Annotated in this window: 12 protein-coding genes; 10 read left to right on the top strand and 2 right to left on the bottom strand. The window is 63.8% G+C overall.

Going from position 1 to position 12893, the window contains the following annotated elements:
• Nucleotides 1-40: 40 nt before the first annotated feature.
• The gene (gene miaA, locus C5L14_RS10725) at nt 41-973 is read right to left on the bottom strand and encodes a tRNA (adenosine(37)-N6)-dimethylallyltransferase MiaA (RefSeq protein ID WP_105862059.1); all 933 of its coding nucleotides are present in this window, start codon (nt 971-973) and stop codon (nt 41-43) included.
• Nucleotides 974-990: 17 nt separating this feature from the next.
• On the opposite strand from miaA, the gene serB reads away from it, so the two are divergent.
• From serB to C5L14_RS10675, 10 genes are all read left to right on the top strand, one after another.
• Nucleotides 991-1881, top strand: a complete 891-nt coding sequence (gene serB, locus C5L14_RS10720) for a phosphoserine phosphatase SerB (RefSeq protein ID WP_105862058.1) — start codon at nt 991-993, stop codon at nt 1879-1881.
• A 49-nt stretch (nt 1882-1930) separates the two neighbouring features.
• Nucleotides 1931-2479 (top strand): DUF4256 domain-containing protein, encoded by a 549-nt coding sequence (locus tag C5L14_RS10715; protein WP_105862057.1) that lies wholly within the window; start codon nt 1931-1933, stop codon nt 2477-2479.
• 140 nt (nt 2480-2619) lie between these two features.
• On the top strand, nt 2620-3573 hold the full coding sequence (locus tag C5L14_RS10710; RefSeq protein WP_105862056.1) for a thymidylate synthase: 954 nt from the start codon (nt 2620-2622) through the stop codon (nt 3571-3573).
• A gap of 30 nt (nt 3574-3603) precedes the next feature.
• A complete protein-coding gene (locus C5L14_RS10705; protein ID WP_105862055.1) occupies nt 3604-4113 on the top strand; it encodes a dihydrofolate reductase in 510 nt (169 codons plus the stop codon).
• Between the two features lie 278 nt (nt 4114-4391).
• Entirely contained in the window at nt 4392-6155 is a 1764-nt protein-coding gene (locus C5L14_RS10700; protein WP_105862054.1) for an acetolactate synthase 3 large subunit, read from the top strand.
• 117 nt (nt 6156-6272) lie between these two features.
• Nucleotides 6273-6809, top strand: coding sequence for an acetolactate synthase small subunit (gene ilvN / locus C5L14_RS10695; RefSeq protein WP_105862559.1), 537 nt, complete (start codon nt 6273-6275; stop codon nt 6807-6809).
• A gap of 149 nt (nt 6810-6958) precedes the next feature.
• The gene (gene ilvC / locus C5L14_RS10690; protein ID WP_105862053.1) at nt 6959-7978 is read left to right on the top strand and encodes a ketol-acid reductoisomerase; all 1020 of its coding nucleotides are present in this window, start codon (nt 6959-6961) and stop codon (nt 7976-7978) included.
• 213 nt (nt 7979-8191) lie between these two features.
• Nucleotides 8192-9487, top strand: a complete 1296-nt coding sequence (locus C5L14_RS10685; RefSeq protein WP_105862052.1) for an MFS transporter — start codon at nt 8192-8194, stop codon at nt 9485-9487.
• Nucleotides 9488-9792: 305 nt separating this feature from the next.
• Nucleotides 9793-10062, top strand: a complete 270-nt coding sequence (locus tag C5L14_RS10680; RefSeq protein ID WP_105862051.1) for an usg protein — start codon at nt 9793-9795, stop codon at nt 10060-10062.
• Nucleotides 10063-10119: 57 nt separating this feature from the next.
• The gene (locus tag C5L14_RS10675) at nt 10120-11427 is read left to right on the top strand and encodes a class I SAM-dependent methyltransferase (protein ID WP_105862050.1); all 1308 of its coding nucleotides are present in this window, start codon (nt 10120-10122) and stop codon (nt 11425-11427) included.
• Nucleotides 11428-11601: 174 nt separating this feature from the next.
• Here C5L14_RS10675 and C5L14_RS10670 read toward each other — a convergent pair whose 3' ends face one another.
• Complete coding sequence (locus C5L14_RS10670) at nt 11602-12828, bottom strand: FAD-dependent oxidoreductase (RefSeq protein WP_181161120.1); 1227 nt, start codon at nt 12826-12828, stop codon at nt 11602-11604.
• Nucleotides 12829-12893: the final 65 nt, after the last annotated feature.

Raw genomic sequence — 12893 nt, 5'->3', positions numbered from 1 at the left:
GGTGCCGGGCTGGGGCGGGCGAAGATTGCGGCGGCACGTGTTAAATTTCGTTCATCAGCGCGTCAGAAGCAATCGCAAGTGCCTGAGCAGGCTCGACGAAGCGCCAGCCCGGCATCTGGTGACGGAACCAGGTGAATTGCCGCTTGGCGTAATGGCGCGTGTCGGCCTTGGCACCGGCAATGGCTTCATCGAGGCTGATCTCGCCGGCAAGATAGCGGCAGAGCCCCGGCACGCCATGGGCGCGCATCACGGGCAGGGCCGGATCGAGCCCGCGCTGGGCGAGCGCGCGAACCTCTTCCATCGCACCATGCCCGACCATCAGGTCGAAGCGGCGATCGATCCTGGCGTAGAGTTCGGTACGCTCCGGGCTGAGAAAGAGGCGCAGGCATTTGCCGGCATCGAACAGGGGCGGCGTGTGCGGCTCGCTCTGCCATTCTGACAGTGAGCGGCCGGTTGCCTCGAAAATTTCGAGGGCGCGGATCAGGCGCTGGCGATCGCTGGGCCGCAGGCGATTCGCCATGGCCGGATCCTTCTGGTTCAGCCAGGCATGCAGGGCCTCGGTTTCCATGCCTTCGGCCTTGCCGCGTACGGCGTCGCGGATGTGGTCGGGAACGGCCGGCATCTCGGCCAGCCCCCGCTCCAGCGCCTTGAAATAGAGACCGGTGCCGCCGATCACGATGGGCAGGCGCTCCTGCCTCCGGACGCCGTCCAGCGCGGCGGCTGCGTCCTCGCGCCAGCGCCCCACCGAATAGTTGATGGCGCCATCGACATGGCCATAGAGCAAATGGGGCGCACGCGCCGTCTCACCGGCGTCGGGGCGGGCGCTGAGTATATGAAGGTCGCGATAGACCTGCATGGAATCGGCATTGATGACGCTGCCGGCGAAGCGCTCGGCGAGCGCCAGGGCCAGAGCCGACTTGCCGCTCGCCGTCGGACCTGCGAGAAGCACGGCGTCATATCGAATGGTCGTCACTCCGGATATCCGTCCTCATGTCCCTCGTTGCCACGCTGATCTCCCATCCGGACCACCCCGCCGTCGACGGCGACGCCCTGTCGCGCGCGGCCGAGGCGCTGGCCTCGCCCGGTACCCCTACGGTGCTGGCCGCCGACGTGGCCGTCGACATCGCCTGCGCCGCCGACGCGCCGATCGTCGAGATCGAGGCTCGCCTGCGCGAGGCCCTGGCGGGGATCGTCGTCGATCTGGTGGTGCAGGAAGCGGCGGGACGACGCAAGCATCTTTTCCTCGCCGACATGGACTCCACCATGATCGGCCAGGAATGCATCGACGAACTGGCCGATTTCGTCGGCGCCAAGGCGATGGTGGCCGAAATTACCGAGCGTGCCATGCGCGGCGAGATCGCCTTCGAACCCGCTCTGCGCGAGCGCGTGGCCCTGCTGAAGGGACTGCCGGAGAGCATCGCCGACGAGGTCATCCGGGAACGCCTGACACTTACCTCCGGCGGACCCGAACTGGTGCGCACCATCAGGGCGAACGGGGCCTATACGGCGCTGGTTTCCGGTGGCTTCACCTTGTTTACCGCCAAGATCGGCGCGATGGTCGGCTTTGACGAGCATCATTCCAATCTCCTGGTGGTCAAGGATGGCTATCTCACCGGCGAGGTCGCCGAGCCGATTCTCGGCAAGGAGGCCAAGCGAGCCAATCTCGAACGTCTGAGGCAGGCGAGGGGGCTGGCGGCTTCCGACACCATGGCGGTGGGCGATGGCGCCAATGATCTGGCCATGCTGGGCGAAGCGGGCCTCGGCGTCGCCTACCGCGCCAAGCCGGCTGTCGCCGCCGCGGCGCGGATGCGCGTGGAGCACGGCGATCTGACCGCGCTGCTCTATGCGCAGGGATATCGCAGCCAGGATTTCGTGCGTTAGATATCCGGCGCCAGGACGAGGCCATACCTCGAGGGGAAGCAGGACCGCCATGATGAGCAAGGACGCCAACCAGGGCTTGTTGGAAGTGCTGAAGGCTCGCTTCGAAGCCAATATGAAGCGCCACAAGGGCCTCGAATGGGCCAAGGTGCAGGCGCGCCTGGAAGCAAACCCGGAAAAATTGCGTGCCCTCGGCGAAATGGAACGGACGGGCGGCGAACCGGACGTGATCGGCCAGGATGCAGCGACGAGTGAAATTATCTTCTGCGACTGCTCGGCGGAAACGCCCAAGGGCCGCCGGAGCCTCTGCTATGACCGGCAGGCCCTCGATGAGCGCAAGGAGCACAAGCCGGAGGGCAGCGCGGTCGATGCGGCCGCCGCCATCGGCATCGAGCTTTTGACGGAAGAACAATATCGCGCGCTGCAGGAACTCGGCGAATTCGACCTGAAAACCTCGAGCTGGGTGAAGACACCGGCCGAAATCAGAAAAAGGGGTGGTGCCCTGTTTTGTGATCGCCGCTACGACCATGTCTTTACCTATCACAACGGCGCATCCTCCTATTATGCCGTTCGGGGATTTCGAGGACGTTTGAAGGTGTGATCCGGTGAGTGGCCGAATACCGAGGCCGGAGCACCATCTCCGTCATGGTTTGGCAGGAAATCCGCGTTAGGCTTTCAAAGACTGGTGCACAATCTTTTTTTGGGAGTCGCGGAATCGCATGCCGCGGCTAAGATCAGGCCATGCTCGACCGCACCCATAAGCCGCATCCCGAACAGGGCTATCTCGACCTCCTCGACCGCGTCTGGCGCGAGGGCACGCCGCGGGTCGACCGCACCGGCGTCGGCACGCGCGCGCTGTTCGGGCAGAGCCTGCGTATCGATCTTTCCGACGGCACGCTGCCGCTGCTCACCACCAAGCGGGTGTCCTGGAAGACGATCGTGCGCGAGCTGCTGTGGTTCCTGGAAGGCGGCACCAATATCAGGCCGCTGCTCCAGAACAAGGTGACGATCTGGACTGATTGGCCGCTCGCCAAATATCGCAAGGTAACCGGCGAGCAGATCAGCCAGGAGGATTTCGAGGCTCGGATCGTGGCCGACGAGGCCTTCGCCGAGCAGTGGGGCGATCTCGGACCTGTCTATGGGGCGCAATGGCGCCATTGGCCGCTTTTCGTGCCAACGGATGCCGAGGGCGAGGAGAAGCTCTATCGCCGGGACCCCCAGGGAATCGACCAGATCGCTCGGCTGGTGCATGACATCAGGCACAACCCGACCTCGCGGCGCCTGATCTTCACCGGCTGGAACGTGGCCGAACTCGACGGCATGGCGCTGCCTCCCTGCCATACCACCTATCAATATTTCGTCGCCGAGGGCCGGCTGTCCGGCCTGTTGCACCAGCGTTCCTGCGATGTAGGCCTGGGTGTGCCCTATAATCTGGTGACGGCCTCGCTGCTGATCCGCATGCTGGCCCAGCAATGCGACCTCGAGCCCGGCGAGTTCGTCTGGTTCGGCGGCGACGTCCACGTCTACCAGAACCATGGCGATCTCGTCGCCGAGCAGTTGAGCCGCACGCCGCTGCCCTGGCCCAAGCTGCGCTTTGCCCGCAAGCCTGCCTCGATTCTCGACTACAAGTTCGAGGATTTCATCGTGGAAGGCTACCAGGCCCATCCGGCGATCTCCGCACCGATCGCAGTTTAGCCCGTGAGGTCGGCGTTCCCAGGAGTAGTTATGCCTGTTCCCGTCATCATGGTTGCCGCGATGGCCCGCAACCGCGTCATCGGTGTCGACAATGGGCTGCCGTGGCATATGCGCTCGGATCTCAAGCAATTCAGGGCCGCCACCATGGGCAAGCCCCTGATCATGGGGCGCAAGACCTACCAGTCGATCGGGCGTCCCTTGCCGGGGCGGCGCACCATCGTGGTGACACGCGACCCCGCATTTCACGCCGAGGGCGTGGAGGTGGCCACCAGCCTGGAGGCCGCTCTCGAGCGCGGGCAGGCCGTCGCCACCGAGATGAAGGCCGACGAGGTCGTCATTGCGGGCGGGGCCGCCATCTATGCCCAGGCCCTGCCGCGGGCGAGCCGCCTGCTGCTCACGGAACTCGAGCTGGAAGCCGAGGGCGACGCCGTCTTCCCCGCTTTGCCGGCCGGAGAATGGCGTGAGGTGTCGCGCACCCCCCACCCCCGGGGGGAGGGGGACGACGCCAGTTTCGAGGTGGTGGCCTGGGAACGGGTGTGAGATTTCGGTGTACCGATCTTCAGACTGGCCGCGGATTTCATCATTTTCCGCAAATCAGCGCTTGACCGCCTGTTTTTCAACCCTTACAACCCGGTAACTTTCGAAAAATGGGAGCGCGATCTTGCGCAACATCCTTATCGTAGGTTTGGCGTTGTCGGTGGAGCGGGGTTAGCCCGAATCTCCTACGATGACGCACATGGGCCCCTCGAGGGCCTTTTTTATTGCCCGAAACACAAGCGAACGATATTCGAAGCTCGAAAAAGCCAAGGAAAAAGGCGATGTCGACGAAGCAAATGACCGGCGCGGAAATGGTGGTGCAAGCCATGATCGACCAGGGTGTGGACACCCTGTTCGGCTATCCCGGCGGTGCGGTCCTGCCGATTTATGACGCAATCTTCCAGCAGGAGCAGCTTCGTCACATCCTCGTCCGGCACGAGCAGGCCGCCGTCCATGCCGCCGAAGGCTATGCGCGTTCCACCGGCAAGGTGGGCTGCGTGCTGGTGACATCCGGTCCCGGCGCCACCAATGCCGTGACCGGCCTGACCGACGCTTTGATGGACTCGATCCCGCTGGTGTGCATCACCGGCCAGGTGCCGACCCATCTGATCGGCTCGGATGCCTTCCAGGAGGCTGATACGATCGGCATCACGCGTCATTGCACCAAGCATAATTACCTGGTGAAGCGCATCGAGGACTTGCCGCGTATCCTGCACGAGGCCTTCCTGATCGCCGCATCCGGCCGTCCCGGCCCGGTGCTGATCGACATCCCCAAGGACGTGCAGTTCAAGGTGGGCGAGTATTTCAAGCCGACCGACAACATCCACAAGACCTATCGCCCGCGCCTGGAGGGCGACCAGGACAAGATCAAGGCAGCGGTGGCCCTGATCGCCGGCGCCAAGAAGCCGGTGTTCTACACCGGTGGCGGCGTGGTCAATGCCGGCCCGCGGGCTACGGCGCTGCTGCGCGAGTTCGCCAAGCTCACCGGCTATCCCGTGACCTCGACCCTGATGGGCCTGGGCGCCTTCCCGGCGGCGGATCCGCAATGGCTCGGCATGCTGGGCATGCACGGCACCTACGAGGCCAACCTGGCGATGCATGATTGCGACGTGCTGATCAATATCGGTGCCCGCTTCGACGACCGCATCACTGGGCGTATCGATGCGTTCTCGCCGCATAGCCGCAAGATCCACGTGGATATCGATCCCTCCTCGATCAACAAGAACGTCAAGGTCGATATCGGCATCGTCGGCGACAGCGCCCATGTGCTGGAGCAGATGCTGGCGGCCTGGCGCGAGGCCAAGCCGGAAATCGACAAGGCGGCCCTCAAGAGCTGGTGGGACGAGATCGCCGGATGGCGAGCCCGCAAGTCGCTCGCCTATCGGGCCTCCGACGAGACGATCAAGCCTCAATATGCGATCGAGCGCCTCTACCAGCTCACCAAGGACCGCGACGTCTATGTCACCACCGAGGTGGGGCAGCACCAGATGTGGGCGGCCCAGCATTTCCACTTCCAGGATCCCAACCGCTGGATGACCTCGGGGGGCCTGGGCACCATGGGCTATGGCTTTCCGGCGGCGATCGGCGTGCAACTGGCGCATCCCGACGCACTGGTGATCGACATTGCCGGCGAAGCCTCGATCCAGATGATGCTGCAGGAGATGTCGACGGCGGTGCAGTATCGCCTGCCGGTGAAGATCTTCATCCTCAACAACGAATATATGGGCATGGTGCGCCAGTGGCAGGAACTCCTGCATGGCGGACGCTATTCGGAAAGCTATTCAGCGGCCTTGCCCGATTTCGTCAAGCTGGCGGAAGCCTATGGTGCTGTCGGCATCCGGTGCAGCAAGCCGGGTGATCTCGATGCGGCGATCAAGGAAATGATCGATACGCCGCATCCGGTCATTTTCGACTGCCATGTCGACAAGTCCGAGAACTGCTTCCCGATGATCCCCTCGGGCAAGGCGCATAACGAGATGATCCTGGGCGACGCGGCCGTCGACATCGGCAGCGTGATCGACGCCAAGGGCAAGCAACTGGTGTGAAGTCCCCGGGCGCGCGGGCGTCTCGCCCGCTCTCCCTTTCTTGCTCACCGCTTCGACGATGCGGACATCGCGACATGCAAGCATGTCGCTGAGATGTCCGAGCTCCAGGAATATCAAATGACCGGATCCGCCTATTTCATGGCCTCGACGGCCGAGACGATCGTGACCCACACCCTCGTGGTGGAGGTCGACAACGAGCCGGGCGTGCTTGCCCGCGTCGTCGGCCTGTTCTCGGGCCGCGGCTACAACATCGAAAGCCTGACCGTGTCCGAGACCCAGCATGCCGAGCATGTCTCGCGTATCACCGTGGTCACCACCGGCACCGCCAGCGTGATCGAGCAGATCAAGGCGCAGCTCGACCGCCTCGTTCCCGTCCACAAGGTCGTCGACCTCACCTTGACCGGCAAGGCGCTGGAACGGGAACTCATGCTGATCAAGGTGCGCGGCAGGGGCGAGGCACGCAGCGAGGCGCTGCGCATCGCGGATGCCTTCCGGGCGCGGGTGATAGACGCCACCGTCGAGAGCTTCGTGTTCGAATTGACCGGCAAGGGTGAGAAGCTCGACCAGTTCATCGAACTGATGCGCCCGATCGGTCTGGTCGAGGTCTCACGTACCGGCATTGCCGCGATCGCCCGCGGTCCTGAGGCGCTCTAGCCCCTTCTTTCCATGCGCCAACGGCTCGATGGGCGCAAGAAATGAAGCCCGTCGCGCTTTTTCTCATCACAAACATTGCTTCAAACCCGATGTCGGGCTATTCGCCCGCATCATTTCCCCATCATGAACTGTCTGAAGGACAAGGGACCATGCGCGTTTACTATGATCGCGACGCCGATCTGAACCTGATCAAGACCAAGAAGGTGGTGATCGTCGGCTACGGCTCGCAGGGCCGTGCCCATGCGATGAACCTCAAGGATTCGGGCGTCAAGGAGATCGCGATCGCGCTGCGCCCTGGCTCGACCACCGCCAAGAAGGTGGAAGCCGATGGCCTCAAGGTCATGACCGTGCCGGACGCCGCCAAGTGGGGCGACCTCCTGATGATGGCGACCCCCGACGAACTGCAGGCCGACATCTATCGCGACGAGATCGCTCCCCACATCAAGGACGGCGCCGCGATCGCCTTCGCCCACGGCCTCAACGTGCATTTCGGCCTGATCGAGCCGAAAAAAACCGTCGACGTCATTATGATCGCCCCCAAGGGCCCGGGTCACACCGTGCGCGGCGAATATGAGAAGGGCGGCGGCGTGCCCTGCCTGATCGCCATCCATCACGATGCCTCCGGCAACGCGCACGACATCGCGCTCTCCTATGCCTGCGGCGTCGGCGGCGGCCGCTCGGGCGTGATCGAGACCAACTTCAAGGAAGAATGCGAGACCGACCTGTTCGGCGAGCAGGCCGTGCTCTGCGGCGGACTGGTCGAGCTGATCCGCGCCGGCTTCGAGACGCTGGTGGAAGCCGGCTACGCTCCCGAAATGGCCTATTTCGAGTGCCTGCATGAAGTGAAGCTGATCGTCGACCTCATTTATGAGGGCGGTATCGCCAACATGAACTACTCGATTTCCAACACGGCCGAGTGGGGCGAGTATGTCACCGGCCCGCGTATCATCACCGACGAGACCAAGGCGGAGATGAAGCGCGTCCTCAAGGACATCCAGACCGGCAAGTTCACCTCCGAGTGGATGCAGGAATACCGTTCCGGCGCTTCGCGCTTCAAGGGTATCCGCCGCATGAACGACGCCCACCAGATCGAGGTGGTCGGCGAGAAGCTGCGCGGCATGATGCCCTGGATCAGCAAGGGCAAGCTGGTCGACAAGGCCCGCAACTAAGAAAAACGGTCATCCCGCACGCACTGCAACGCGAAGCGTTGCGGTGCAGATGCGGGACCGCAAGCCGCGTGAGGCGCCTTTCTCCTCGCGCGGTCCCGGATCTGCGGCGCGGCACTGCGTGCCGTGCCTTGTCCGGGATGATGGGCATACTGGACAGCCCCGTCATCACACTGTCAAATGTCATACCAAACCGCTTAAACGGAGATATTTGGTATGACAGTCGAATCATCCGCCGGAATGCCCGTTTCCGATCGCAAGCGACGGCACGCCATTGTCGCGGCGACCATCGGCAACGGCCTGGAATGGTTCGACTTCACCGTCTACGGTTTCTTCGCAGCCCTGATCTCGCGGCAGTTCTTTCCCAAGGAAGACCCGCTGACAGCCATCCTTCTGACCGTCACGGTCTATGGCGTGGGTTTCTGCATGCGCCCGGTGGGCGCCATCGTCCTTGGGGTCTACGCCGACCGCCATGGCCGCAAGGCGGCGCTCACGATAACCATCCTGACAATGGCGCTCGGCACAGCCTTGCTCGGCTTCGCGCCGACCTATGCCCAGGCCGGCGTGTTCGGAGCGGTGGTGCTGATGCTTGCCCGCTTGATCCAGGGTTTTTCGGCGGGCGGGGAAGTGGGTAGCGCCACCTCCTATCTGGTCGAATATGCCAGGCCCGCCGAGCGGGGCCTGGCGGCGAGCTGGCAGCAGACCAGCCAGGCGCTCGCGGTGGTCCTGGGCGGTTTGTGCGGCGTCGCCATCACCCAGTTCCTGCCGCAGGAAGCGGTGGAAAGCTGGGGCTGGCGGGTGCCGTTCTGGTTCGGCCTGCTTATCGGGCCGGTGGGGCTCTATATCCGAGCCCGCCTCGACGAGACGCCGGTCTTCTCGGCGGAGACCACCCGAAAGAGTGCGAGCCCTTTGTTCGAGACGCTGAGCGCCCATGGCCGCGGCGTCGCCTCCGGTTTCGGCGTCACCATCCTGTGGACGGTCTGCACCTATGTGCTGCTGTTCTACATGCCGCTCTATGTCGAGAAGTTCCTGAAAATTCCGGCCAAGGATGCCTTCATTTCCACCACGCTGGGCGGCATCGTGCTGATGCTGGGCTGTCCTGTCGCCGGCAGGCTGTCGGACCGGATCGGCCGCAAGACCCTCCTGCTCACGGCCGCCATTGCCATCGGCATTGTGGTGATACCGCTGTTTGCCTGGCTCAACGCCAATCCGACGTTGCCGGTGCTCATCGCGGTGCAGGTCGTGCTCGGCCTCCTGCTTGCCGCCTTCACCGGCCCTGCGCCGGCGCTGCTGGCCGAGCAGTTCCCGGCCGCCTTGCGTTCGACCGGCCTGTCGCTTGCCTATAATTTCGCCGTGGCACTGTTCGGCGGCTTTGCCGCCTTGATCGTGACGCTGCTGATCGAGAGGACCGGGCTTACCATCGCGCCTTCCTTCTATGTGGCCGCGGCGGCGCTCGTCAGCGTTCTGACCCTGTCTGCCATGCGCGACCGCACGGGGCAGGCGATCGATTGATGGGCCCAGTGCCGGAGTTTTTGGTCGCTCCGGCAGCAATTTCGAACGAGAACACAGCGCCTTGGGTGGGCCGATCTTCGGATAGGGCGATGTGCCTTTCCGAGAGGCAAAGTGCCGACCGGAAGATCGGCAGGCCTGACAGCCTCGGCGAGTGGAGCTCGCCGTCATTTCGAGGCTTTAGCAGCACTCGTGCCCAGTGAGTGATAAGATATTGATTCTTATGGGTTAATTTGAAATTCCTGTTGCCATTTCCTTAAGGTTGCGGTGCAATCGTGTTGTCTCCAATCACCATGGAGGTGACAGAAATGGTGTCTGTTGCGTTTCGGCGTCAGTTGGAAGGGTACGGCCTCACCACGGCCAATATTCTCTATCGTCTGCCGGATCATCCGGCGTTGCTGCAGGCCTATGTCTGGCAGGACTATGATCTGGCTCCTGCCTTTCCGGAATTGCACAGGTTCCTGGCATTCTGGCACGACAAGATCGAAGGCGCTCTGCATTCGGTGACCGTGTCACATAGCGGCCTGATCAAGCCTGCAGAATTGCGTGCGATCGGGCAGGAGTTCCGCATCCATTGAGACGCTGGCGCTGCTTGCAAATCACGGTATAACGCCTCGCAATCGTGCGGAGGCCCCGTGGACAAATATATCAATGCCGCCAAGCGGCTGATTTCGCATCTGGCCGATCAGCTGCAGGCCGACCTTGCTGTCGAATTGTGGAACGGCGAGGTCGTGCCGCTCGGCCCGAACGCCCGCACGGATCTGCGCCTGAAGATCGCCGATGCCGATGCGATCACCCGGCTGGTGCGGCGGCCACATGCGCTGTTCGACCAGCTCATCCAGCTCCTCGCGGATGGCAGCCTCACCATCGAGGGGGGTACGCTGCTCGACGTGGCAGAGCGACGCGGCAGCATGAACACGAAGGGCCTGTTCAAGCGCCTGAGCAAGCTGCAGCTCGCCCGCGGCCTTTGGCCCTTCGTCACCCGCTCGTTGCCCAAACAGGGCGCTGGCGAGAAGCACGACTTTGCGGGCAAGATCGAGGACAAGGTCGAAAAGGGACGCGACGACAAGCCGCTCGTCCAGTTCCACTACGACCTGTCGAACGATTTCTACGGCCTCTTCCTTGGGCCGACCATGGCCTATACCTGTGCCTATTGGCCGAAGCCGGAAACCACGCTCGACGAAGCGCAGACGGCGAAGTTCGACATGATCTGCCGCAAGCTGCGGCTGCAGCCGGGCGACCGCTTCCTCGACATCGGCTCGGGTTGGGCCGGGCTGATCTGCCATGCCGCCCAGCATTATGGCGTTACCGCCCATGGCGTCACCCTGGCGCAGGAGCAGTTCGATTTCGCCCAGGAACGCATTGCCCGCCTCGGCCTCCAGGATCGCGTCACCGTCGAGCTCAAGGATTACCGCGACCTGACCGGCAGCTATGACAAGGTCGCCTCCATCGGCATGTTCGAACATGTCGGGCTCGACAATCACGAGGCCTATTTCAAGAAGATCCACAGCCTGCTGCGGCCGCGGGGGCTCTACCTGCACCACGCCATCGCCAGGCCGGCCAAGCGCGACATGAAGAAGTTCCGCAAGAAGCGGCCGGAATTCGCTGCTCTCACCCGCTACATCTTCCCCGGCGGCGAACTCGACACCATCGGCATGTCGGCCAACGGCCTGGAGGGCAATGGCTTCGAAGTGCATGACATCGAGGCCTGGCGCGAACATTATGCGCGCACAACCAAGGCCTGGGCCGAAAATCTCTATGCAAGGCGCGACCAGGCAGCGGCTGAAGTCGGCGAGGCCAAGACCAGGATCTGGCTGCTTTATCTTGCCGGCTGCTCGCTGGCCTTCGAGCGATCTGCTGTCGGCATCTTTCAGACGCTTGCCTCGCGCAAGGCCAAGGGACCTTCCGGCCTGCCGCCGACGCGCGAGGATCTCTACCGCTGAGGGATCGTCCACAATAGACGAAGCGGATTGACTCGACCTTTGTCATTGCCGGGCTTGGTCCGGCAAATCCAGCCTTCCTTGCGGGCATTGAAGTCGGGACCGCTGGATGCCCGGGTCAGGCCCGGACATGACAAAGACGGCGCTTCATTTGCTTGTCGATACCTGGCGGGCCGGTCAGGTCGGAGAAACCAGCCCGGCGAGCTCTTCCGGTTTTCGCCACGAAAACGGGCCGGTCTTCAGGCCGGCCAGCGTCTTGACCATCTCCGTGCGCAGCCAGGGCAGCCGGCCCATCGGGCCGAAGGCAAGGTTCCGCACCGGTCCGGTCAGCCGCGAATGCGACTGGAAGAACTGGGTCAGCACAGTGCTCGCCATCTGATAGAAGCGGATGTGACCGCGGCGCTGCGCCGCGAAAGCGGGCAGGGCGGTGCTGACATCCGCATGCAGGGCGAGCGCATCCGCCAGGGCGGCGGCGTCGAGCAAGGCCATGTTGGCGCCCTGGCCGAGTTGCGGGCTGGTCTGGTGCCAGGCATCGCCGATCAGGACGAGGCGTCCTTTTATCGGATCGGCAACGGTCAACTGAGCGTAACGGGCCGGCGTCAATTGCTCATGCCGAGTGAATTGCCGCGTCAGTGCCGCCGTCTCCGGCCAGATTGCCGCGACCTCGGCCCGCCAGGCCGCAAGGTCGGCCTCGGTCCAGCGATCGAGATCCTCGACCGGCATGCTCCAGAAGAAGGCATCGAGCGGCGTGGGGTCATGAGGCAGGTGTCCCACCGGCAGCACGCCGATCATGAAACGCGCCGTTCGGTAACGCTGCTGCAGGGCATCGCGGCCAAAGCCCGTATCCGCGGCCACGCCCCAGACCGCGCCATGCCGATAAGGCCGCCGCTGCAAGGCGCCGAGCCTGTCGCGGAGACTCGAGCGCGCACCGCCGGCATCGACCACCAGATCGAAGGGACCATGGTGCCGTCCGGCTGAGTCCCCCAGCACGGGCCGGTTCTCGATGTTCTCGATGCCGGTGATATCGGCGGCCTGCTCCAGGGCGATGCCGCGCGTTTCGGCTGCCGTCATCAGCAGGTGGAACAGGCTCGCCCTGTGAATGCCGACACCGTGCAGCCCGGGCAGAAGCTCGTCATAACGCCGATCGAAGATCAGCGGGCCCGTCGGACCACAACGCCCGTACAGGCGCTCGATCCGGCTGCCCAGGGTGGCGGCGCCCTCGCGCAGGCCGAGGCGGTCGAGCACCGCCAGGCCCGTCGGCTGCAGCAAAAGCCCAGCGCCCACCGGTTTGGCCTGCTCGAAGCGCTCGAACACCACCACGCGATGGCCTGCATCGGCAAGGCAGGAGGCGACCGCCAGGCCGGCGACCCCCGCGCCGACGATGGCAATGGAAAGCTTGACCATGCCGGTGACGCTACCGTGACCCGCAGGGTCTCGCCACTCGGGTCTCGTACTGGTCCACAGCGCAT

The sequence above is a fragment of the Labrys okinawensis genome (genome assembly GCF_002982075.1).
Taxonomy (GTDB): Bacteria; Pseudomonadota; Alphaproteobacteria; order Rhizobiales; family Labraceae; genus Labrys; species Labrys okinawensis_A.
Note: the sequence above shows the minus strand (reverse complement) of the source record. Positions and strands in the feature narration are given on the sequence as shown.